At 60.4% G+C, this 20,329-nt stretch carries 23 protein-coding genes and 3 pseudogenes; 16 read left to right on the top strand and 10 right to left on the bottom strand.

What is annotated here, in order from left to right; genetic code table 11:
* Positions 1-2: 2 nt before the first annotated feature.
* The 3 genes from H8F22_RS23225 to H8F22_RS23215 all read right to left on the bottom strand — a co-directional run bounded on the left by H8F22_RS23225 (position 3) and on the right by H8F22_RS23215 (position 2,352).
* The gene (locus tag H8F22_RS23225; protein ID WP_027925795.1) at positions 3-1,160 is read right to left on the bottom strand and encodes an aminotransferase class V-fold PLP-dependent enzyme; all 1,158 of its coding nucleotides are present in this window, start codon (positions 1,158-1,160) and stop codon (positions 3-5) included.
* 204 nt (positions 1,161-1,364) lie between these two features.
* Positions 1,365-1,979, bottom strand: a complete 615-nt coding sequence (locus H8F22_RS23220) for a LysE family translocator (RefSeq protein WP_027925794.1) — start codon at positions 1,977-1,979, stop codon at positions 1,365-1,367.
* 103 nt (positions 1,980-2,082) lie between these two features.
* On the bottom strand, positions 2,083-2,352 hold the full coding sequence (locus tag H8F22_RS23215; RefSeq protein WP_027925793.1) for a hypothetical protein: 270 nt from the start codon (positions 2,350-2,352) through the stop codon (positions 2,083-2,085).
* 158 nt (positions 2,353-2,510) lie between these two features.
* Here H8F22_RS23215 and H8F22_RS32705 point away from each other — a divergent pair.
* Together H8F22_RS32705 and H8F22_RS23210 are read left to right on the top strand one after the other, a co-directional pair.
* A pseudogene (locus H8F22_RS32705) lies at positions 2,511-2,642 on the top strand (hypothetical protein); the annotation flags it as partial.
* Positions 2,609-2,752 (top strand): annotated as a pseudogene (locus tag H8F22_RS23210) (sigma-54-dependent Fis family transcriptional regulator); the annotation flags it as partial. The pseudogenes H8F22_RS32705 and H8F22_RS23210, both read left to right, overlap by 34 nt.
* On the opposite strand, the gene H8F22_RS23205 reads toward H8F22_RS23210, so the two are convergent.
* Positions 2,749-3,114: an antibiotic biosynthesis monooxygenase gene (locus H8F22_RS23205; RefSeq protein WP_027925792.1), complete on the bottom strand. Its 366-nt coding sequence runs from the start codon at positions 3,112-3,114 to the stop codon at positions 2,749-2,751. The pseudogene H8F22_RS23210 and the gene H8F22_RS23205 sit on opposite strands and share 4 nt — an antisense overlap.
* 93 nt (positions 3,115-3,207) lie before the next feature.
* On the opposite strand from H8F22_RS23205, the gene soxR reads away from it, so the two are divergent.
* Positions 3,208-3,675 carry a redox-sensitive transcriptional activator SoxR gene (gene soxR, locus H8F22_RS23200; RefSeq protein ID WP_194940731.1) on the top strand — a complete coding sequence of 156 codons (468 nt, stop codon included), beginning with the start codon at positions 3,208-3,210 and terminating at the stop codon, positions 3,673-3,675.
* A 13-nt stretch (positions 3,676-3,688) separates the two neighbouring features.
* Here soxR and H8F22_RS23195 read toward each other — a convergent pair.
* Positions 3,689-3,904: pseudogene (locus tag H8F22_RS23195) on the bottom strand (MetQ/NlpA family ABC transporter substrate-binding protein); the annotation flags it as partial.
* 254 nt (positions 3,905-4,158) lie between these two features.
* On the opposite strand from H8F22_RS23195, the gene H8F22_RS23190 reads away from it, so the two are divergent.
* From H8F22_RS23190 to H8F22_RS23150, 9 genes are all read left to right on the top strand, one after another.
* Positions 4,159-4,617, top strand: a complete 459-nt coding sequence (locus H8F22_RS23190; RefSeq protein WP_194940730.1) for a VOC family protein — start codon at positions 4,159-4,161, stop codon at positions 4,615-4,617.
* Positions 4,618-4,921: 304 nt separating this feature from the next.
* Positions 4,922-6,100, top strand: coding sequence for a PepSY-associated TM helix domain-containing protein (locus H8F22_RS23185; RefSeq protein WP_194940729.1), 1,179 nt, complete (start codon positions 4,922-4,924; stop codon positions 6,098-6,100).
* Positions 6,097-6,639 carry a hypothetical protein gene (locus tag H8F22_RS23180; protein ID WP_027925788.1) on the top strand — a complete coding sequence of 181 codons (543 nt, stop codon included), beginning with the start codon at positions 6,097-6,099 and terminating at the stop codon, positions 6,637-6,639. The genes H8F22_RS23185 and H8F22_RS23180 overlap by 4 nt, the downstream gene beginning before the upstream one ends.
* On the top strand, positions 6,636-6,965 hold the full coding sequence (locus tag H8F22_RS23175) for a hypothetical protein (RefSeq protein ID WP_194940728.1): 330 nt from the start codon (positions 6,636-6,638) through the stop codon (positions 6,963-6,965). Before H8F22_RS23180 ends, H8F22_RS23175 begins: the two co-directional genes overlap by 4 nt.
* Positions 6,962-7,534, top strand: a complete 573-nt coding sequence (locus tag H8F22_RS23170) for a DUF6162 family protein (protein WP_059182428.1) — start codon at positions 6,962-6,964, stop codon at positions 7,532-7,534. Before H8F22_RS23175 ends, H8F22_RS23170 begins: the two co-directional genes overlap by 4 nt.
* A gap of 35 nt (positions 7,535-7,569) precedes the next feature.
* Positions 7,570-8,487 (top strand): metal ABC transporter substrate-binding protein, encoded by a 918-nt coding sequence (locus tag H8F22_RS23165; protein ID WP_027925785.1) that lies wholly within the window; start codon positions 7,570-7,572, stop codon positions 8,485-8,487.
* Positions 8,484-9,230, top strand: coding sequence for a metal ABC transporter ATP-binding protein (locus H8F22_RS23160; RefSeq protein ID WP_194940727.1), 747 nt, complete (start codon positions 8,484-8,486; stop codon positions 9,228-9,230). Before H8F22_RS23165 ends, H8F22_RS23160 begins: the two co-directional genes overlap by 4 nt.
* Entirely contained in the window at positions 9,227-10,126 is a 900-nt protein-coding gene (locus H8F22_RS23155; protein WP_027925783.1) for a metal ABC transporter permease, read from the top strand. Before H8F22_RS23160 ends, H8F22_RS23155 begins: the two co-directional genes overlap by 4 nt.
* Positions 10,127-11,029 (top strand): metal ABC transporter substrate-binding protein, encoded by a 903-nt coding sequence (locus H8F22_RS23150; protein ID WP_027925782.1) that lies wholly within the window; start codon positions 10,127-10,129, stop codon positions 11,027-11,029.
* Positions 11,030-11,211: 182 nt separating this feature from the next.
* Here the strand turns inward: H8F22_RS23150 and H8F22_RS23145 are convergent, their stop codons facing one another.
* The 5 genes from H8F22_RS23145 to H8F22_RS23125 all read right to left on the bottom strand — a co-directional run bounded on the left by H8F22_RS23145 (position 11,212) and on the right by H8F22_RS23125 (position 15,690).
* Positions 11,212-11,439 carry an MbtH family protein gene (locus tag H8F22_RS23145; RefSeq protein WP_027925781.1) on the bottom strand — a complete coding sequence of 76 codons (228 nt, stop codon included), beginning with the start codon at positions 11,437-11,439 and terminating at the stop codon, positions 11,212-11,214.
* Between the two features lie 82 nt (positions 11,440-11,521).
* Positions 11,522-12,934 carry an aspartate aminotransferase family protein gene (locus H8F22_RS23140; RefSeq protein ID WP_194940726.1) on the bottom strand — a complete coding sequence of 471 codons (1,413 nt, stop codon included), beginning with the start codon at positions 12,932-12,934 and terminating at the stop codon, positions 11,522-11,524.
* 56 nt (positions 12,935-12,990) lie between these two features.
* Positions 12,991-13,473, bottom strand: a complete 483-nt coding sequence (locus H8F22_RS23135) for a GNAT family N-acetyltransferase (protein WP_059182425.1) — start codon at positions 13,471-13,473, stop codon at positions 12,991-12,993.
* A gap of 214 nt (positions 13,474-13,687) precedes the next feature.
* On the bottom strand, positions 13,688-15,013 hold the full coding sequence (locus H8F22_RS23130; protein WP_027925778.1) for an ATP-binding protein: 1,326 nt from the start codon (positions 15,011-15,013) through the stop codon (positions 13,688-13,690).
* Positions 15,010-15,690 carry a response regulator gene (locus tag H8F22_RS23125; RefSeq protein WP_027925777.1) on the bottom strand — a complete coding sequence of 227 codons (681 nt, stop codon included), beginning with the start codon at positions 15,688-15,690 and terminating at the stop codon, positions 15,010-15,012. The genes H8F22_RS23130 and H8F22_RS23125 overlap by 4 nt, the downstream gene beginning before the upstream one ends.
* Before the next feature lie 298 nt (positions 15,691-15,988).
* On the opposite strand from H8F22_RS23125, the gene H8F22_RS23120 reads away from it, so the two are divergent.
* The 4 genes from H8F22_RS23120 to dsbG all read left to right on the top strand — a co-directional run bounded on the left by H8F22_RS23120 (position 15,989) and on the right by dsbG (position 20,235).
* On the top strand, positions 15,989-16,765 hold the full coding sequence (locus tag H8F22_RS23120) for a hypothetical protein (RefSeq protein WP_027925776.1): 777 nt from the start codon (positions 15,989-15,991) through the stop codon (positions 16,763-16,765).
* 121 nt (positions 16,766-16,886) lie between these two features.
* Positions 16,887-18,623, top strand: a complete 1,737-nt coding sequence (gene dsbD / locus H8F22_RS23115) for a protein-disulfide reductase DsbD (protein WP_027925775.1) — start codon at positions 16,887-16,889, stop codon at positions 18,621-18,623.
* The gene (locus H8F22_RS23110) at positions 18,623-19,489 is read left to right on the top strand and encodes a TlpA disulfide reductase family protein (RefSeq protein WP_059182424.1); all 867 of its coding nucleotides are present in this window, start codon (positions 18,623-18,625) and stop codon (positions 19,487-19,489) included. Before dsbD ends, H8F22_RS23110 begins: the two co-directional genes overlap by 1 nt.
* Positions 19,465-20,235 carry a thiol:disulfide interchange protein DsbG gene (gene dsbG, locus H8F22_RS23105; RefSeq protein WP_194940725.1) on the top strand — a complete coding sequence of 257 codons (771 nt, stop codon included), beginning with the start codon at positions 19,465-19,467 and terminating at the stop codon, positions 20,233-20,235. Before H8F22_RS23110 ends, dsbG begins: the two co-directional genes overlap by 25 nt.
* Positions 20,236-20,329: the final 94 nt, after the last annotated feature.

Here is a 20,329-nt window from a genome sequence, read left to right as displayed (position 1 = left end):
CGCTACTGCCAGAATGCCGGGGCACTGGCGCAGGCCGCTTTGATCAGGTGCACCGCTTGGTCGATGTCTTGCTCGGTGGTGAACCGGCCGAGGCTCAAGCGGATGGTGCGACTCGCCGAGCGGGCGTCATGCCCCAGGGCCAGCAGCACATGGGATGGCGCGTTGCTGGCGGAGTTACAGGCCGACGTCGCAGAAAAAGCGATCGAATGGCTCAACGCCGCAGAATTGAACTCACCTTCGCTGAACGTCAGGCTGAGGGTGTGGGGAATGCGCTGGGCCGGGCTGCCATTGAGGCGAACACCGGGAAGGCTCAGCAACTGCTCAAGCAACCGTTCGCGCAAGCGCACGATCGTGGCTTTCTCGTCATCGAACAGGTCGGCGGCCAAGGCGAAGGCCGCGCCCATGGCTGCGATCTGATGAGTCGCCAGGGTACCGGAGCGCAACCCGCCTTCGTGACCACCGCCGTGAATCTGAGCCTGCAAGCGTTGCTGAGCGCGCGGGCCGACGTACAACGCACCGATGCCTTTGGGACCGTAGATCTTGTGCGCGGAAAACGACATCAGGTCGACCGGCAGGCGCGCCAGATCAATGGCCACCTTGCCCGCGCCTTGAGCGGCGTCGACGTGAAACAACGCATCGCGAGCACGCACGACTTCGCCGATGGCGGCGATATCATTGACAGTGCCGAGTTCGTTATTGACCAGCATCAGCGACACCAGAAAGGTGTCTTCGCGCATCGCTTCGCTGACTGCTTGCGCCGTGATCAAACCTTCGGCGTCAGGCACCAGGTACGTGACCGCAACCCCGGCGTCCTGCAATTGCTTCGCCGTGTCGAGAATCGCCTTGTGTTCGATCTGGCTGGTAATGATGTGCCCGCCGCTGACACCACGGGCCTGGGCCACGCCTTTGAGCGCGAGGTTGTTGGATTCAGTGGCGCCGGAGGTCCAGACGATTTGCTGCGCCGTGGCGCCAACCAGTTCGGCAACCTGCTGCCGGGCGTGCTCGACCGACTGTCGGGCTTGCTGACCATAGGCATGGGAGCTGGACGCCGGGTTGCCGAAATTGCCGGTAAAACCCAGACACTCGACCATGACCTTGATGACCCGCTCATCCACCGGCGTGGTGGCGGCGTAATCGAAATACAACGGACGCTTATTCATAAAAGACTCGCAGAGCGTGTTCCGGGATCAGGAAGCTCATGACGGAAACGTCGAGGCGCAGCCTTGTGAGCTGCGCCGATATTTCAGCACGTTAGAAATACCTGATCGGAAGCCGTTAAAGAAGAACAACTTCATTTAAAAGTGCGTAGGAACGCTCCTGAAGTCGAGCTTAACAGGCATCGGGCAACCGGTTGAAGCAATGCGTCAGCTAAAGCTTTCAAGAAGTAACGGATACAGCGACGCCACCAACAGCGCCGCCATGCCCCAGTTGAACAGGCGCAACCAGCGGCGGTCCTTCAACACATTGCGCAACAACGTGCCGCACCCGGCCCAGAGACCGACGCTCGGCAGGTTGATCAAGGCAAACACCGCCGCAATGATGATCACGTTGGTGAAATAACCCTGCATCGGCGTGTAGGTGCTGATGGCACCGATGGCCATGATCCACGCCTTTGGATTGACCCATTGGAACGCCGCTGCGCCCAGGTAAGTGATGGGTTTGCTTTCGCCGTTCTCGCTCTCGGAGACCGGACCTGAATGGGCGATTTTCCATGCCAGGTACAGCAGATACGCCGCGCCGACGTAACGCAGCACGGTATAGAGCAAAGGATAGGTTTTAAACACGGCACCGAGGCCGAACCCGACGGCGACCACCAGGACAAAGAAACCACAGGTGACGCCCAACATATGCGGGATGGTGCGGTTAAAGCCAAAGTTCACACCCGATGCCAGCAACATGGTGTTGTTGGGGCCGGGAGTAATCGAGGTGACGAGCGCAAACAAGGCCAGGCCCATCAGCAGATCGAGTGAAAGCGTCATCAGCGGCAGTCCATGAGGGTCAATCGGGTGTTAAGACCCTATCGCACGCCTTGCCGGAAACCCATGGACAGTTACGTGAAACTTCGAGCAGTACAGTTTTCGATCAGCTTGGACGACCATGAAGCTGTACAGCACGTTCGGCGTTCATCTCGCCCTGTTTATCGAAGCTGAACGACTTTTGCGGTTGACCGAGCAAGGCGGCTTTCTTCGCGTGGTATTCCTCGAAGGACAGGCCACGACGATTCAAATCCTCTAGCGCCAATTCCTTTGATTCCTCGGCGGTGTACGGCCGCAATTCCGGTGAAACATGACTGGCACATCCGGCAAGCACAGAGACCGCGAGCAGCAGAAAAGTGGCGATTAGAGGTTTCATTTTTGGCGTCCTGCATCTGGGTTCGGGGGAATGAACACAGGCTACTCGCGCGGCTTGGCGGGCAGAAATCAACGCTCTCAATAGTGGCTATCGACTTTGGTAAACACTCTCCAGGTACGCCAAAACATATTCATTAACGAACTATAAATATTTATTTTTTGCCGATTGGCGTCTACGCCACCGAAGCCGATTTCTCCAACTACCAAATAACCGGTGAGCCCTTGAAGGCCTGCATTCGTCTTGTTGCAGAAAGCGCAATCAGGTGCACACCGCTGCCCTGCTGGGCCTGAGCCGAAACGTGACGCGCACGCGGCTGATCAAGATCGGCGAACTGGCCGTGAACAAACGCCGGGTGATGGAGAATGTCCAGGGCGAGCGGGTGATGCAGTTGTCGATTTAACCCACCAGGCGGCAGTGCAGCGCGTTGTCGTGGCTGAGCGCCAGGCTGTGCAGCACCTGGAACGAGCCGAACGTCACGGTCTTCGCCTGATGCGCGCGGATCAGCTGCCAGAAATCCTGCTCGCCGCTTTCGAAACTGCGAAAGGCCGCCTCTCCCGCCGCGCGGGTTTGCCATTGCAGGTAGTTGAGCACCCGCCGGCCGTCGTCGCTGGCCTGGATGCTGGCACTCAGAAAACCACTGAAGTCCCGGGCCAGACGCTCGGTCTGCCGGGACAACGCCGACACCAGTGCAGGCTGCTGATGCGGCTCGATCTCGAACTCGATCAGTTGGGTGAAGCTGCGATTGTTCTCTGACGATTGCATGAATAGTCCCCCTCACGTGTCAGGCGGATCTTGCGATCCGAAGGCCTGCAGGGTAAAACCTCGAGTTAACTAGAGGTCAAGCAGGATTTTTAAATGATCACCCCGGACACTCTGCACAAGGAACTCACCGTCGGCCAATTGGCCACCCGCAGCGGTGTGGCGGTCACGGCGCTGCACTTTTATGAATCGAAGGGGCTGATCAACAGCACGCGCAATCAGGGCAACCAGCGGCGCTATCCACGGGAAGTGTTGCGGCGGGTGGCGCTAATCAAAGTCGCGCAGCGCCTGGGGATTCCGTTGGCGGAGATCGGTGAAGCGTTGAAATCGCTACCGGATAACCGCGCACCGACGGCGGCGGACTGGAAGGTGTTGTCGGCGCAATGGAGTCAGGACCTGGATGAACGGATCAATCAGCTGACGTTGCTGCGCGACAAGCTCAATGGCTGCATCGGGTGTGGGTGTTTGTCGATGGAGGCGTGTCCGTTGCGTAATTTTGGCGATGTGCTGGGGGAACAGGGGCCGGGAGCGCAGCTGCTGGAATTGGGGACAGGTCCGAAATAGCGACGCGGCTATCGCGGGTCAGGATGAACTGCCGATCCTCATCCGAATTCAACGCCTTGGCCAGTTTCTGCAAGGCCGGATCATTGATGTTGTCCGGCCGCGCCGCCAGAAATTCGATGTACAGGCTCCTGCCCTTCTCGACAATCAACGCGCTGTTGGTGTCGATCCCCGCTTCCAGCGCGTCGTTGGCAATGACAAACGCCAGGTTGACCTGACTCACCGAGCGCGAGTTCTCTACAACTGTATTTAACAGAGCCATTGCAGCTTCTGTGCCGAGCCCCCCTGCTTTCGGGGGGGGGTGACGGGAATTTATCAGCGTTTCTGATGATGCAGCCGAGCAATCTGCTGCCGCGCTGTTGCTGGCTGAACAGTGTGGCTGCTCGTCGGGTGCTCGGCTGGCAACACGACGCTGACCTATATTTATTCGGCCGGAAATCGGCGCAGGACACTTTCCACCCACAACAACAAACAGGGAGATTCATCATGAGCGTCAAACCCATTCCAGAGGGTTATCACAGCATCACCCCGTATCTGGGCATTCAAAAAGCGGCCGAAGCGATCGAGTTCTACAAGAAGGCCTTTGGCGCCATCGAAGTCATGCGCCTAGCCATGCCCGATGGCGGCATTGGTCACGCCGAACTGAGGATCGGCGACTGCCCGATCATGCTTGGCACGCCATGTGATCAGGGGCCGTTGAGCAACCCGGACAAGTCGCCGTCAGTGGGTCTGCATCTGTATGTGACGGATGTGGACAAGTCCTATAAACAGGCGATTGATGCGGGTGGCACGGTGGTGTCCGAGGTTAAGGATCAGTTTTATGGCGACCGCTCCGGGACGTTGAAAGATCCGTATGGGCATTTGTGGTTTTTGGCCACGCGCAAGGAAAACCTGAGTCAAGCGCAGATTGAGCAGCGGGCGAAGGAGATGTTTCAGCAGGGTTGAGAGCTTTGTCGCCTGATCGGGCCCCATCGCGAGCAAGCTCGCTCCCACAGGTACAGCGGTGATCCTGTGGGAGCGCGCTTGCTCGCGATGGGGCCATCCCCAACATCGCAAATCCCCCCGGTAACAACTTCTCGCCAATAAGAAACATTTACTTTCATCTCCCCCTTCGGGATTTCTGTTCCTCATCCGTCTTATAGAGATGCAGTCGGCGTGCGCCCGCAACAGCCATCGCCGGCCTTTTCATGGACCTCATCGCTGGGAAGCCCGCAGCAGAGGTTCTCTCATCGATACAAGACCTTTAATCATGTCGAAGAAATCCCGTTCCAAACTCTGGTTTCTGGTCCACAGCTGGCTGGCATTACCGATCTGGTTTTTCGTGCTGATTGTCTGTGTCACCGGCACATTGGCGGTGATCAGTCAGGAAATCGTCTGGCTGGCCAACCCGCAAATGCGCGCCAGCCAGCCGTCGGACGATGCGCCGTTACTCAGCTATGACCAGATCATCGCGGCAATCAAACAGGCCGAACCGGACACGCTGGTCGAATCCATCAGCCGCCCCGATGAATCCCACTTCGCCCTCGACGTCAGCGTCAGCTACCCCGACGGCCGCTCGGTGACCGTGTACGTCAACCCGTACAGCGGCGTTATTCAGGGCACCGCCCCGGCCTTCGATTTCAAGGCGTTTACCCGCGCGTTGCACGGCTGGTGGCTGGTGTCGTTCACCAATGGCTACAGCTGGGGCTGGTACCTGGTGTCCTTCTTGAGCCTGCCGCTGCTGGCCTCGCTGGTCACCGGGCTGGTGGTCTACAAAAAATTCTGGAAGGGCTTCTTCCGGCCGACCCTGCGCATTCGTCATGGCGCGCGGATTTTCTGGGGCGACTTTCATCGCCTCAGTGGCATCTGGTCGATCTGGTTTATTGCGGTGATTTCCATCACCAGCACCTGGTTCCTGATTCAGGCGTTCATGTTCGATAACCAGGTCTCGATTTCCACCGCGCCGGTGGCCCTGGTGGTGCCGCGTGAAAGCGTACCGGTGAGCAGCGATGGCTCCCCTGCACCGACGATCAGCCTCGAAACCGCGATTGCCCAGGCCAAGGAACGCATTCCCGGCCTGGAAGACAGCTTCGTCAGCCTGCCCGCCAATGCCTACAGCTACTTGTCGGTGGGTGGACGCAGTTGGTATCCGCTGATGTACCAGACGGCCGATATCAACCCATACACCGGCGACGTCGCCGCCACGCGCTTGCTGTCGGACCGCAGCGGCCTGGAGCTGGTGACCGAGTCCATGCGCCCCTTGCACACCGGTGATTTCGGCGGGATCTGGATCAAGCTGATCTGGTTCTTCTTCGGTTTGATCCTGAGCATGATGGTCCTCAGCGGCCTGCTGATCTGGACCAAACGCACCGCCCTCGCCACCGCCAACGCTCTCAAGCGCAGCCACAAACAGCCACGGGTGCAAGCCGCGACGGAGGTCAGCCAATGAACGCGCACGCCAAGCAAACACCGGACTCGACCCTGCGCCGCTTCTGGCTCAAATGGCGCTTCCATATCAACGTTCTGCTGTTGTTGGTGCCACTGGGGTTCATGCCCAAATACTTCGCTGACGAGGCGCTGTTTCGCGGCGATACCGGGCTCGGTGAGCGGGAGATAGGGGAAATCCAGGTCGGCCCGTGGAGCCTGCGCCTGGCCGAACTACGCAATGAAGCCCCGACGCTCGACGGACCCGCCGGCCACATGAAGAACTTCACCGCCGCGCTGTGCGACAGCTGCCGCGATCAGGTCAAGGCGACTTACCTGCGCATCGGCAAACCGCGCAGCCTGCGGGCCGCCGGGGTGATTTTCTTCGGCACGCCGCATCGCATGGGCGCCATGGTGCCGATCCCGGAAAAGACCAAGGCTGACGCCGAGCTGTGGATCACCATGGAAGGCTGGGACGGCGCGATGCACCAGGCCGCCCTCCCCCTGAGCCAGGCATCGCCGGCCACCGTCGCGTGGCTGAACCAACAAGGAGGCAAACCATGATCAGCATTTTTCGCCCACTTCAAACTGTGTTGCTGGTGCTCTGCGCCGGATTCAGTGCCAGCGCGCTGGCGCACAACCCGATGTGCGAATGCAAAGCCGTCGATGCCGAACAGATCAAATGCATAGGCGGCTTCTCCGACGGCAGCGGCGCACCGGGCGTGACCCTGGACGTGATCGGCTACGACGAAACCATTCTGGTGCCGGGCAAGCTCGGCGCCGATTCCACGCTGACCTTCAAGAAACCCGGCGCGGAATTTTATGTGCTGTTCGACGCCGGTCCCGGCCACGTCGTCGAGATCGACCAAGCGGACATCGAAACCCCATGAGTACGCCCACCACATACGTCGTCCGTCCGGCTGGTGCCGGCCATGAAACCCTTTATGTGCTGCTGTTGTGCCTGATGATTCTGGCGGTGGCCGGCTCGGTGGTTGCCTGGCGCCACGAGTCCCAGGCCGTGAGCAGCGTCGGCAGCCATCAACTGGATGCCCGCCGCGACTTGCGCGCGTCCGAGCAAGGGATCTACGCCGACCTGCGAGTAACGCTGGACGAGATTCACCTGCTGCAACAGGAACAGCAAACCCTGCCAACACCTGAAGCCCTCGCCGAGGAAGGTTTTGCACCCTTCGCCCAAGACGCCAGCTCCGTCAGTCGTGGCGCCCATCAATGGCAATTGCTCGACGCCAAGGCGTACTTCGGCCAGAGCCAGGCACCCGCCGTGGCCGGTTCGTTTTTGATGCGCCTGACCGCTGGCGACGAGGCACCGGACATCTGGCTCCACCGCGCCACCGACCTCCAAGCCCCGACCGACCTGACGGACGCCGCCCTCGAAAGCACCGGCTGGCAACTGATCGTCGCGCAATTCGATGCCGGCGTGACCCGCCAGCATCGGCACTGACCCCTCGCCTTCAACCGAGAGAAGACCGCTTCCCCATGCCTATTTCATCTTTCCTGCGCCTGCTATCGGTCGGCTTGCTGGCCTGCCTGCTGACTCCTCTGGCCCATGCCGACGACGCCAAACGCCTGCGCATCGGCATCACCCTGCACCCTTATTACAGCTACGTCGCCAACATCGTCGGCGACAAGGCTGATGTGGTGCCGCTGATTCCGGCCGGTTTCAATCCGCACGCCTACGAGCCCCGCGCCGAGGACATCAAGCGCATCAGCGGACTGGACGTGATCGTGCTCAATGGCGTCGGTCATGACGACTTCGCCGACCGCATGATTGCCGCCAGCGAAACCCCGAACATCACGGTGATCGAAGCCAACGAAAACGTGCCGCTGCTGGCCGCCACTGGCGTCGCCGCACGCGGTGCGGGCAAGGTGGTCAACCCGCACACGTTCCTGTCGATCAGCGCCTCGATTGCCCAGGTCAACAACATCGCCCGGGAACTGGGCAAGCTTGATCCGGCCAACGCCAAGACCTATACGCAAAACGCCCGCGCCTACGGCAAACGTCTGCGGCAGATGCGCGCCGACGCCTTGGCGAAGCTGACCCAGGCACCCAACGCCGCACTTCGCGTGGCCACCGTTCACGCGGCTTACGATTACCTGCTGCGTGAATTCGGCCTCGAAGTCACTGCGGTGGTTGAACCTGCGCACGGCATAGAACCGAGCCCGAGTCAGTTGAAAAAGACCATCGACCAACTGCGCGAACTGGACGTGAAAGTGATCTTCTCGGAGATGGATTTCCCCTCCACTTACGTCGACACCATCCAGCGTGAATCCGGGGTGAAGCTGTACCCGCTGTCGCACATTTCCTATGGCGAATACACCGCCGACAAGTACGAAAAGGAAATGACCGGCAACCTCAACACTGTGGTCCGGGCGATACAGGAGTCGGGTCAATGACTGCTCAAGAAAACCTCTCGGCCCAAACCAGCGGCCCGACCCTGGACTTCACCGATGTCAGCCTGACCCTCGGGCGTACAACGATCCTCGACAACGTGACCTTTCAGGTTTCCCCCGGCAGTGTGCACGCGCTGGTCGGCCCCAACGGCGGTGGCAAGAGTTCGCTGATCAAGACCCTGCTCGGACAGATGCCGCATCAGGGGAAGCTGAGCCTGCAATGGCCGGACATACCCGGGACCATCGGCTACGTGCCGCAAGCCCTGGAGTTTGATCGCGGCCTGCCCATGACCGTCGACGATTTCATGGCCGCCATGTGCCAGCGCCGCCCGGCGTTCCTCGGTTTGAGCAAACACTACGCCGCCGCGATCGGTGAAGCGCTGGAACGGGTCGGCATGCAGGACAAACGCAAACGGCGCATGGGCGCATTGTCCGGCGGTGAGCGTCAACGGGTATTGCTGGCTCAAGGGCTGATCCCGGCGCCGCAACTGCTGGTGCTCGACGAACCGATGTCGGCGCTGGATGAAGCCGGTATCCGGGTGTTCGAACGGCTGCTCGGCGACTGGCGCCAAAGCGGCATCACCGTGCTGTGGATCGAGCACGATCTGGAGGCCGTCGGGCGCCTGGCGGATCGCGTCACCGGGCTCAATCGCCGGGTGTTGTTCGATGCCACGCCGAAACAGGCCCTGACCCCGGAACGTCTGCTGACTCTGTTTTCCACCCATCCACGGAGCGCTGCCAAATGAGCTACGAAGCCTTTCGCTTGATGGTTCAGGGCTGGGCGTCTTCGGGGTATCTGCCCGAGGCGCTGGCCTACGGATTTGTGGTCAACGCACTGCTCGCCGGCCTGTTGATCGGCCCGGTACTCGGTGGATTGGGCACATTGGTGGTGGTCAAGCGCTTCGCGTTTTTCTCCGAAGCGGTGGGTCATGCGGCGTTGACCGGCGTGGCCATCGGCATCCTGCTCGGCGAGCCCTACACCGGGCCTTATGGCAGCCTGTTCGGTTACTGCCTGCTGTTCGGCATTTTGCTCAATTACCTGCGCAACCGCACCGGCCTGGCGCCGGATACCTTGATCGGCGTATTCCTGTCGGTGTCGCTGGCATTGGGCGCGAGCCTGCTGCTGATTCTGGCGGGCAAGATCAACGTGCACATTCTGGAAAACGTGTTGTTCGGATCGGTGTTGACCGTCAACGGTAACGATCTGGCGGTCCTGGCCATCGTCGGTTCGCTGGTCATGGCGCTGGCCTTGCCACTGTACAACCGCATCATGCTCGCCAGTTTCAACCCGCAATTGGCGGCGGTGCGCGGGGTGGCGGTGAAGACCCTGGATTACCTGTTTGTGATTCTGGTGACGCTGATCACCGTGGCCGCGGTGAAGGTCATCGGCGCGATTCTGGTCGGCGCGCTCCTGGTGATTCCAGCCGCCGCCGCGCGCTTGCTCAGCCAATCGCTCAAAGGCTTTTTCTGGTGTTCGGTGCTGATCGCCACGGTGAGCACGCTGTGCGGGATTCTGGCGCCGATTGTGTTCGACTTGCCCATCCCGTCCGGTGCCGCGATCATTTTGGTGGCCGGTATCGCTTTCGCCCTGTCCGCCATTGCGCGCGGTGTCGTCCCCAGCCTCAAAGGGAATCTCGGATAAATGGTTTTTTCTCTGCGTCAATTGACCCTGGCCGTGGCGCTCTGCGGGCTGGTCAACACCTCGTTTGCGGCGGACAACGCCAAACCACTGCATGTGCTGGCGTCCTTGCCAATCACTTACGGCTTGGGTGAAGTCTTGCTCAAAGGCACTGACGTCAACCTTGAACGTGCCGCACCGGCGAACCTGCCTGGCAGCCGTCAGACCGCGTACTTCACCGGCCGTGGTGCCCCGGCGCTGGCCAAACTGGCAACCCACGCCGACGCGGTGATCGGTCTGCGGTCACTGTGGGCGGATGATCCGCTGTACCCGATCTCCCGTCGCAGCAACATTCGCATTGTCGAAGTCGACGCCGCGCGCCCGGTGGACGGCGCCCTGCCCGGCATCGCCGTGCAGCCGGACAACAAGGTCGAGGGTTTGAACAGTCAGCCGTGGTTGTCCAGCAACAACATGGGGCGGATGGCGGACGTGATGGCCGCCGATCTCGTGCGCCTGGCACCAGAAGCCAAACCTGCAATCGAGGCTAACCTGGCGGCGCTGAAACAGCGCTTGCTCAAGTTCAGCGCCGACAGCGAAGCGCGGCTGGCCAGTGCTGACACTCTCAGTGTGATGAGCCTCAGTGATCACTTTGGCTATTTGATGGGCGGGCTCAATCTGGAGCTGATCGGGATCGATGCACGCCCGGATGCCGAGTGGACGCCGGAAGCGCTCAAGCGATTGGGCGCGACGTTGAAGGACAACGAGGTGGCGGTGGTGTTGCATCATCGGCAGCCTTCGGACGCGGTGAAAGCGGTGATCGCCGAGGCCGGTAGCCGGTTGGTGGTGTTGAGTGTGGATGCCGCGGATCCGGTGGCGGAGCTGGAGAGGAATGTGGACTTGGTGATCAAGGGGTTGAACGGGGTTTAAGTCAGTTGGACCGCGTTATCGTTTATCGCTGGCAAGCCAGCTCCCACAGGGATATGTGTCACACCCCGAATCCAATGTGGGAGCTGGCTTGCCAGCGATGAAGGCCTGATAAACCACACAACTTTCAGGCATGAAAAAGCCCGCTGACCTTCGCGGTTCAGCGGGCTTTTTCGTACGGTCAATCAGTGAGCCACTGCCGCCTGCTCTTCCATCTTGCGACGCAGACTCAGCGGGCGCATGTCCGTCCAGGTTTCTTCAATGTAAGCCAGGCATTCCTTTTTCAAACCGCTTTTGCCCACGGTGCGCCAGCCTTCCGGCACGGCTTTGTAGTCAGGCCAGATTGAGTATTGCTCTTCGTGGTTGACCACGACTTGAAAGAGGATGTCCTCGCGGTCGAATACTGAAGTCATGGGCGTTTCTCCATCGCTGTAGGGTGGGCTGCGCGGCGTGCGCAGCCGTTATGTAGAAAGAACGTTCAGGGCGGCAAAAAATTTAGAGACTGGCGGTGGCAGCGGTCATGGCCCGACCGAAAATCCCGGCCACCTGATCGATTTCAGCCGCCGTGATCACCAGCGGTGGCAGGAAGCGCACCACGCCGCCGTGACGGCCACCCAGCTCGAGAATCAACCCGCGCTTGAGGCATTCGCGCTGCACCAACGGCGCCAGTGCAGCCGATATCGGCGCATGACCCTGAGCGTCCGGTGCACCGGACGGGTCGACCAGCTCAACGCCGAGCATCAAGCCACGACCGCGGATGTCGCCCATGTGCGGGAAGTCCCGCTGCAGGATGCGCAGGTGTTCGCTCAAGCGCTCGCCCATCGCGGTCGCGTGCTCGCACACCTTGTGTTCGACCAGATAACGCATCACCGCGGAACCGGCGGCCATGGCCATCTGATTGCCACGGAAGGTCCCGGCATGCGCGCCCGGCAGCCAGGTGTCGAGCCAGTCGCGGTAAACCACCACTGCCAGCGGCAAGCTGCCGCCGATGGCTTTGGACATCACCACCACGTCCGGAATGATCCCGGCGTGTTCAAAGGCAAACATCTTGCCGGTGCGAGCGAAACCGCTCTGGATTTCATCGACGATCAAAGCCACGCCAGCCTTTTCGGTGATGCGACGCACGCCGCGCAGCCAGTCGAGATCCGCAGGTATTACGCCGCCTTCGCCCTGTACCACTTCCACAATCACCGCGGCCGGTAATTGCACGCCGGCCTCGGGATCATTCAGCAGGTTTTCCAGGTAGTTCAGATTGACCTGCACGCCCTGCGCCCCACCGAGGCCGAACGGGCAACGGTAATCGTAGGGATAGGGCATGAACTGCACACCGCTGCTGAGCAAAGCACCCAATGGCTTTTTCGGCCCAAGGCTGCCCATCAGGCTCAATGCGCCCTGGCTCATGCCGTGATAACCACCCTGGAACGACAACACGGTGCTGCGTCCGGTGGCGGTGCGCACCAGTTTCAGCGCGGCTTCCACCGCGTCGGTGCCGGTCGGGCCACAAAACTGGATTTTCGCCTCGGCAGCCAATGCCGGCGGCAGCAGCCCGAACAGGTCCTGCACAAACTGGTCCTTGACCGGCGTGGTCAGGTCGAGCGTGTGCAGCGGCAGTTCATCGCTCAGCACTTGCCGGATCGCTTCGATCACCACCGCATGGTTGTGCCCCAGCGCCAGCGTTCCGGCACCGGCCAGACAGTCGATGAAATGGCGCCCTTCGACGTCCTCGATATAAATGCCCTTGGCGCGTTTCAGCGCCAGGGGAATACGCCGTGGGTAGCTGCGGGCATTGGATTCCTGCTGGTTTTGACGGGCCAGCAGCGGCGATTCATTGAACTGGTACAGCGTTTCGGCAGGCGTCGGGACGATCCGGGCCGGCTGATCTTCGATAAGGCTGGTAGCGACTGACATTTCTCGACCCCTCAATAAGGTTTCCTGTTCTGGAAACGCATCAGGGGCTCAAGGATTTAGAGCGTCGACAACGCTTTGTGCATGGGAACCGCCTGAAGCCCGGCCACCGTGAAGGTTTCAGCGCAGGCCTGGTAACCCAGATGCCGGTAAAAGGCCTCGCCGGTTCGGGTGCTGTTGAGTCGTGCCTGGTGCACACCTTGCTCGATCAACCAGCCTTCAAGGTCGCGCACCAGCGCTTGCCCGACACCGCGGCGGAACCATTCCGGCTGCACGTAACAGAACGCGACCTTGCCGCTGATGCTGGCCATCGCGACGCCAACCGGTTTGTCATGCAACAGGGCGATGTTGAGGTACAACCGCGGGTCAGCCAGCCAGGGCTGGACGTGGCCGATGGTTTTGTTCTGGACCCAGGTGGCGACGGTGCGCGGGTCATTGCGGTGATCCAGTGCACACCCCACCCGAATGGAGCGCTCGAGGATACGGCTGATGATGCCCGCGTCGGCGGAGGTTGCCTTGCAGATGTGAACCGATGCTTCCATGGCGCTGTTACCTCAATCCATTGAGAAAAAGCTGCCGGGGACGATAGCGCTGACGGCCGGCAAAAGGCCAATGAAGAGAAGTTACATTTGATGTGCACACAGATCCCCTGTGGGAGCGAGCTTGCTCGCGATAGCGGTGGCACATCCAGAATTGATGTGACTGACAAATTGCTATCGCGAGCAAGCTCGCTCCCACAGGGTTTGGGGGTGTGAGTTAGATTGTTTGCAGGGGCATGGTCAGTTCAACCCGCAACCCATCCGGTCGGCTGTCGAACCGCAACGTGCAGCCGCAGCGCTGGACAATCGCCTGAACAATCGCCAGCCCCAACCCGCAACCGGTGCTCTGGCCATTGCGCCAGAAGCGTTGGGTCAGGTGCTGCAGGTCGTCTTCGGCAATCCCCGGTCCATGGTCGCGAACCAGAAAACGCGCACGATTGCCGGTGGTCTCCAGGCTCAATTCCACGGCGCCATCGCCGGGCGTATGGCGCAAGGCGTTGTCCAGCAGGTTACGTAACGCGGCAATCGACAACACGGCGGGCATTTGCACCGGCGCACTGGAGAACGTGTTCGGCATCTGCAGCTTGATGCGCTGCCGATCCCCGCTGGCGGCGTCCTGGATGGCCAGTTTCGCCACTTGTTCAGCGCTGCACTGTACGCCGTCGTCGAACGACAAACTGCCCTCGACCCGCGCCAGCAACAGCAGTTGTTCAAGAGTCCGGTGCATGCGGTCGGCGCCCTCTTCGGCGCGGGCCAGGGATTGATCCCGCGCCGCGCCGTCGGTCATGCGCGCCACTTGCAGGTGGGTCTTGATCGCGGTCAGGGGGCTGCGCAATTCGTGCGCCGCATCGCCGGTCAGACGTCGTTCACGTTCGATGGTCTTGCCGATGCGCTGGAACAGCTGATTCTGCGTGTCCAGCAGCGGTTGCAGTTCACTAGGCAGCGGCTGTATCTGCAACGGTTCGAGGGAATCGGCGCTACGCCGCATCAGCGCATCGCGCATCCGGTTGAGCGGTGCCAGCCCTTGGCCGATGCCCAGCCACAGCAGGCACAAACAGCCGAGCAACGCCACACCCACCGGCACCGACGCGGCCAGCAGGATCGACATGTTCAGCGCCTCGCGCTCGATTTGCCGGTCGGCGGTGGTGATGCGCAGATCGCCGCGCGCCAGGGTGAAACTGCGCCACGGTGCGCCATCGATCATTTGGTCGTGAAAGCCCATTTTCTCGGCTTCCAGGGTTTGCTGCGGATCGGTGTGACTGCGGGCGAGGATTTCGCCACGCAATGAACTGACCTGACAGGCCATGCCGCCGGGGACATTCAATTGTTCAGCGCTGAAATGGGTGCCCTCGCCCTTGGTCGGCAACGCGGGCAATTGCTCCATCAGGCCGGCGACCATGCGCGCTGAAGCCACCAGCCGCTGATCGAGGGAAAACATCATTTGGTTTCGCAGGTCGCTGAGCATCCAGGCCGCCGCCAGGGCCCAGATCAAGGCAAAAGCGGCGCCGAGGGTCAGGCTCAGGCGCAAACGCAGGCTCATCACTTCGAGGGTTCTCCGCCATCAGCCGGCCCCAGGCGATAGCCCAGGCCGCGCACGGTTTCGACGATGCCGTTACCGAGTTTGCGCCGCAGGTGATGGATGTGCACGTTGAGGGCGTTGCTTTCCAGTTCGTCGTTGAAACCGTAGACGCTGTCCTTGAGTTGCTCGGTGGAGAGCACGCGCCCGCGGTTATGCAGCAAGGCTTGCAACAACGCCTGCTCGCGACGCGACAGGTCCACCGGTTGACCGCCGAGCAGGGTTTCGCGGCTGCTGGGGTCGTAGGTCAGCGCACCGTGTTCGATCAGGTTGACGCTGCGCCCCGCCACCCGGCGCAGCAACGTGTGCAGACGCGCAGCCAGTTCGCGCAGGTCGAACGGTTTGAGCAGGTAATCATCGGCGCCGGCTTGCAAGCCATCGACCCGATCCGTCACTGAATCACGCGCGGTGAGAATCAGCACCGGAATCTCCAGACCGTTGTGACGCAGTTGCTGCAACAGCTTCAGACCGTCCTCGTCGGGAAGGCCGAGGTCGAGCACCATGACATCGAATTCAGCAACCTTGAGCATCGCGCGCGCAGACGACGCGGTGGCGACGTGCTCGACGGTCAGGCCTTGCGCGGTCAGGCCGGCAACAATGCCGCTGGCGATCAGCTCATCGTCTTCGCAAACCAGTACATGCATGGGAGCTCCCGGAGCAAAAAAAACCAGTGAAGCAGCTGAGGATTAAGCCGCAATTATGGCAAGGCATGTCGCTGACGAGAAGCGACGGCTTTGGCTGGCCATCGTACCGATTTACATCAGGCCTTTTTTATAAAAACGGCAGATTTTGAAACAGACACAAACAGCCTCATAAAAGACTTAAGAGAACTGGTTGACTCACGATATTGTGAGGCGGGAATCAGGCATCGAAAAAAAACTCTTCGAAAGATATTACCCCTCTATTTAAAGCCACTTTAACTTGACTGAAAGGATTCAGATCATGCCAACACTCGAACAGTGTATTGCCGTCGATTGGCGCGCAGGAAAAGACAGAATTTATTTCTTCTTCAAAGACACCGACACTTACGCTCGCTTCAATATCGGCGACCAGGAAGTCCCTGCTGGATATCCTTCCCCTGTCAGTGGAAGTTGGGGAACATTCGATAACCACGTCAAGAACCTGCGATTTGGCTTTGCCACGACCGGGCTGACACTGGATAAGCCGATGGATACGTCTGACCTGGATATTCTGTGGTTATTCTATTATGACGGCGATACGCCCATGGTCTGCGCCTACAATCAGGACACTGATTCGGTCCTGCAAACAAGCACCGTCCGGTCTTCCAAATGGCGTCTGTTGCTGCCTTACTTTGACCGGATCGTTGCGGGGACATGGTGGCAAGTCAACCGCAGTTCATTGTTCCGATTCATCATGAATGACGGAAACTCTCTTTACCTGGACTGGGATGAGGTGCCCCGCGCCCCTCTGCGTGACTACGCAGACGATAAATATGACGACAACCTCTTTAACCCTGTTGAGACACCCATTCAAACGATAAGACTCGAGCCCATCACAGAATCCACGTGGCCAGGTCTGGCGCTTTACAAAGACCGCATTATTACAGCGGCGCAAAACGATCGAACCTTTGCCGACAACGCGCTCTATGTTTTTCTGACCGGCAATCAGTACCTGATCTATAACATCCCGCAAAACCGCCTGGTGTCCGGCCCGCACGCAGTAGACAACCAGTCCTGGCCAGGCCTGTTGCGCAGCTGATGACTTGAACAGTAGCGGCTGCCCTCTGATCAGCTCAGCGGGCAGCACCGGCGGCGGTTAATCATCGGTTAATCGCCGCCTCCCATTGTGCACCTCACTTGCACAGGGATAAGGCTTACCCATGCGTCAACTGATTCTTTTTTTTGTTCTCTTGATCTCGGGTGTGGCCCAGGCAGGGACCAATCCGTTCGATACCAAACCTGAATTCCTGCCCGTGGAAAAGGCCTTTGTCTTGACCTCCGAGCGCCTTGAATCAGGCGAAACTCAGCTCTTCTGGCAAATTACCGACGGTTATTACCTTTACCAGAAACGCCTTAAATTCGAAGCATTGCCCCCGGAGCAGCGCCCGCAGTTGCCCGAAGGCGAAGCGCACAGTGATGAATTCTTCGGCGAACAACAGGTGTATCGCCAAGGCCTTGAGCTGAAGATTCCAGCGGGCGCCACCGGTCAGATCAAGGTGGGCTTCCAGGGCTGTGCCGATGCCGGTTTGTGCTATCCACCGCAGACTCAGGTCGTGGACCTGGGCGGCAGCATTGCAGGCACAACCAACGAAGCACCGGATCAAGCCCTGGCCAGTGGCCTGCAACAACGGGCGCTGGGCTGGAGTTTGCTGGTGTTCTTCGGCCTGGGGCTGTTGTTAGCCTTTACGCCTTGCTCGTTGCCGATGCTGCCGATTCTGGCCGGGTTGATCGTCGGCAGCGGGGCCACACCCAAACGCGGCTTTGCGTTGGCGACCAGTTACGTGGTGAGCATGGCGCTGGTGTATGCGGCGATGGGCGTGCTGGCCGCGCTGCTCGGGGCGAACCTGCAGGCGCTGTTGCAGAACCCGTGGCTGCTGGGCAGCTTCGCGGCGATATTTGTCCTGCTGGCGTTGCCGATGTTCGGTTTCTTCGAGCTGCAACTGCCGGTGGCGGTGCGGGACCGGCTGGAAAATGTATCGCGCAATCAGCGTGGCGGCAGCCTGACCGGTGCCGGTGTGCTCGGGGCCTTGTCGGGGTTGCTGGTCGGTCCGTGCATGACCGCGCCATTGGCCGGCGCCCTGCTCTACATCGCGCAAAGCGGCAATGCGCTAAATGGCGGGCTGATTCTGTTTGCCATGGGCATCGGCATCGGTGTGCCGCTGTTGTTGCTGGTGACCGTGGGCACTCGTTTCCTGCCCAAACCCGGCGCCTGGATGAACTTGCTCAAAGGCATCTTCGGCTTCCTGTTCCTCGCCACCGCTCTGCTGATGTTGCGCCCGGTGCTGGATCAATCGCTGTGGATCGGTTTGTGCGGCGCCTTGCTGCTGATCGCCGCCTACAGTGCCTGGAAACAGTCGGAAGGTTTCGGCCGCGTCGCCCATCTGTTCGGCGCCAGTGCGCTGTTGCTTGGGATGTGGGGCGGTCTGCTGATGATTGGCGCCGCCGGGGGCAGTGATGATTGGCTCAAACCGTTGCAGGTCTACAGCGCCTCAGCGTCTTCCGGTCATGCCGCTCGCCCGACCGGCCATGACGCGTTCACCACGATCAACAGTGCGCAAGCGCTGCAACAGGAACTGGACGCCGCCCAGGCCCAGGGCCAATGGGTGCTGCTGGACTACTACGCCGACTGGTGTGTGTCGTGCAAGGTCATGGAAAAGCAGGTGTTCGGCAAACCCCATGTGATGGAAGCGTTGAGCGATGTGCGCTTGCTCCGGCTGGACGTCACCGCCGACAATGCCGCCAGCCGCGAACTGCTCGGCCGTTATAAAGTGCCGGGGCCACCGAGTTTTCTGTGGATCGGCGCCGACGGCGAAGAGCGTCGCAGCCAGCGCATCACCGGCGAGGTCGATGCCGACACCTTCCTGCAACGCTGGACCACTACCCGAGACGCCCGTTGATGCTGACCTTTACCCTCGGCACCTTTGCCATCGCGCTTAACCATCTGCTGCTGATCAGTGCCTTGGCACTGGCGACATTTGTCGGCTGGCGGGTGGCCAAACGGGGTGGCGAGAACCCCGAGTCGGTGCTGTTCAGCCTGTTCCTGATGGGAATGCTGGCGGCCCGTGTCAGTTTCGTCGCCATTTACTGGACGCACTATCGCAACGATCCGTGGCAAATCATCGACCTGCGCGACGGCGGTTTTCTCGCCTGGCCAGGGGTGATTGTGCTGCTGCTCGCCACGCTGTATCGCGGCTGGCGTCGGCCGGGGCTGCGCCGTCCTCTGGGATTCGGCGTGGGCAGCGGCCTGGCGTTCTGGCTGCTGGCGACCGTCTCCCTGAGCATTTATGAGCAAGGCACACGCCTGCCGGAAATCAGCTTGCGTAATGCCGCCGGTGAAACCGTGCAACTGGCCGATTACCAGGGGGGGCCGCTGGTGATCAACCTCTGGGCCACCTGGTGCCCGCCGTGCCGTCGAGAAATGCCGGTACTGGAAAATGCCCAGCAACACCGCCCGGACCTGACGTTCCTGTTCGTCAATCAGGCCGAAAGCATGCAAAGCGTCGCCACCTTCCTCGAAACCCAGGGCCTGAGCCTGACCAACGTGCTGTTCGATGGTGGCGGTCGTTTGGGTCAGGCCGTGGGTTCCATGGCTTTGCCGACTACGCTGTTCTATAGCAATGACGGTCGCCTGTTGGGCAGTCATTTGGGCGAGCTCTCGGAAGCCAGTCTGGCCCGCGCCCTGGAAAACTTCGACAGTCCTTCTTCTGCCGCACCGTCCACTTCTCCAAGGAAACTGCCATGCCCCGCCTCCGCCACCTGCTGACGCTGACCCTCGGCGCCGCCCTGCTGCACCTGCCGTCGGTGCAGGCCGCCGAAGAACTGCCCGAAGCGATCAAGAAGATCGAAGCCAAGGGTGCGAAAATCGTCGGCCAGTTCGATGCCCCCGACGGCTTGCGCGGTTACGCGGCGCAATACCAGAACCGTGGCATGGCGCTGTACCTGACCCCGGATGGCAAGCATGTGTTGCTCGGCAACCTCTACGATGCCGAGGGCAATGACCTGTCCGCGGCGCCGTTGCAGAAACTGGTCTACGCGCCAATGTCCAAGGAAGTCTGGGGCAAGATGGAAGCCAGTAACTGGATCGGCGACGGCAAAAAAGATGCCCCGCGTGTCGTGTACCTGTTCAGCGATCCGAACTGCCCTTACTGCAACCTGTTCTGGGAACAGGCGCGGCCATGGGTGAAATCCGGCAAGGTGCAATTGCGCCACATCATGGTCGGGATCATTCGCGAAGACAGCCCGGGCAAATCGGCGGCATTGCTGGCGGCCAAGGACCCGAGCAAAGCGCTGGAAGAGCACGAAAAGGCTGGCAAGGAGAGTTCGCTCAAGGCGCTGAAGGAAGTGCCGCCGGCGATTCAGCTGAAACTGGCGGCGAACATGCAATTGATGGAGGACCTGGAGTTGCAGGCGACGCCGGCGATTTTCTATATGGATGACAAGGGTGAGCTGCAACAGCAGCAAGGCGCGCCTTCGCCGGACAAGTTGGCTAAAATTTTGGGACCTAAGTAGAACTTATCGACACCATCGCGAGCAGGCTCGCTCCAACAGGGGAATGCGATCAACTGTGGGAGCGAGCTTGCTCGCGATGAGGCCGGCAAATTTA

Origin of the sequence: Pseudomonas mucoides (assembly GCF_015461845.1) — a bacterium.
Taxonomy (GTDB): domain Bacteria; phylum Pseudomonadota; class Gammaproteobacteria; order Pseudomonadales; family Pseudomonadaceae; genus Aquipseudomonas; species Aquipseudomonas mucoides.
This window is presented reverse-complemented; position numbering and strand designations above follow the sequence as displayed.

Coding starts and splice junctions, on each gene's coding strand:
- H8F22_RS23225 (WP_027925795.1), bottom strand. CDS start 1,160: ATGAATAAGCGTCCGTTGTATTTCGATTACGCCGCCACCACGCCGGTG.
- H8F22_RS23220 (WP_027925794.1), bottom strand. CDS start 1,979: ATGACGCTTTCACTCGATCTGCTGATGGGCCTGGCCTTGTTTGCGCTC.
- H8F22_RS23215 (WP_027925793.1), bottom strand. CDS start 2,352: ATGAAACCTCTAATCGCCACTTTTCTGCTGCTCGCGGTCTCTGTGCTT.
- H8F22_RS23205 (WP_027925792.1), bottom strand. CDS start 3,114: ATGCAATCGTCAGAGAACAATCGCAGCTTCACCCAACTGATCGAGTTC.
- soxR (WP_194940731.1), top strand. CDS start 3,208: ATGATCACCCCGGACACTCTGCACAAGGAACTCACCGTCGGCCAATTG.
- H8F22_RS23190 (WP_194940730.1), top strand. CDS start 4,159: ATGAGCGTCAAACCCATTCCAGAGGGTTATCACAGCATCACCCCGTAT.
- H8F22_RS23185 (WP_194940729.1), top strand. CDS start 4,922: ATGTCGAAGAAATCCCGTTCCAAACTCTGGTTTCTGGTCCACAGCTGG.
- H8F22_RS23180 (WP_027925788.1), top strand. CDS start 6,097: ATGAACGCGCACGCCAAGCAAACACCGGACTCGACCCTGCGCCGCTTC.
- H8F22_RS23175 (WP_194940728.1), top strand. CDS start 6,636: ATGATCAGCATTTTTCGCCCACTTCAAACTGTGTTGCTGGTGCTCTGC.
- H8F22_RS23170 (WP_059182428.1), top strand. CDS start 6,962: ATGAGTACGCCCACCACATACGTCGTCCGTCCGGCTGGTGCCGGCCAT.
- H8F22_RS23165 (WP_027925785.1), top strand. CDS start 7,570: ATGCCTATTTCATCTTTCCTGCGCCTGCTATCGGTCGGCTTGCTGGCC.
- H8F22_RS23160 (WP_194940727.1), top strand. CDS start 8,484: ATGACTGCTCAAGAAAACCTCTCGGCCCAAACCAGCGGCCCGACCCTG.
- H8F22_RS23155 (WP_027925783.1), top strand. CDS start 9,227: ATGAGCTACGAAGCCTTTCGCTTGATGGTTCAGGGCTGGGCGTCTTCG.
- H8F22_RS23150 (WP_027925782.1), top strand. CDS start 10,127: ATGGTTTTTTCTCTGCGTCAATTGACCCTGGCCGTGGCGCTCTGCGGG.
- H8F22_RS23145 (WP_027925781.1), bottom strand. CDS start 11,439: ATGACTTCAGTATTCGACCGCGAGGACATCCTCTTTCAAGTCGTGGTC.
- H8F22_RS23140 (WP_194940726.1), bottom strand. CDS start 12,934: ATGTCAGTCGCTACCAGCCTTATCGAAGATCAGCCGGCCCGGATCGTC.
- H8F22_RS23135 (WP_059182425.1), bottom strand. CDS start 13,473: ATGGAAGCATCGGTTCACATCTGCAAGGCAACCTCCGCCGACGCGGGC.
- H8F22_RS23125 (WP_027925777.1), bottom strand. CDS start 15,690: ATGCATGTACTGGTTTGCGAAGACGATGAGCTGATCGCCAGCGGCATT.
- H8F22_RS23120 (WP_027925776.1), top strand. CDS start 15,989: ATGCCAACACTCGAACAGTGTATTGCCGTCGATTGGCGCGCAGGAAAA.
- dsbD (WP_027925775.1), top strand. CDS start 16,887: ATGCGTCAACTGATTCTTTTTTTTGTTCTCTTGATCTCGGGTGTGGCC.
- H8F22_RS23110 (WP_059182424.1), top strand. CDS start 18,623: ATGCTGACCTTTACCCTCGGCACCTTTGCCATCGCGCTTAACCATCTG.
- dsbG (WP_194940725.1), top strand. CDS start 19,465: ATGCCCCGCCTCCGCCACCTGCTGACGCTGACCCTCGGCGCCGCCCTG.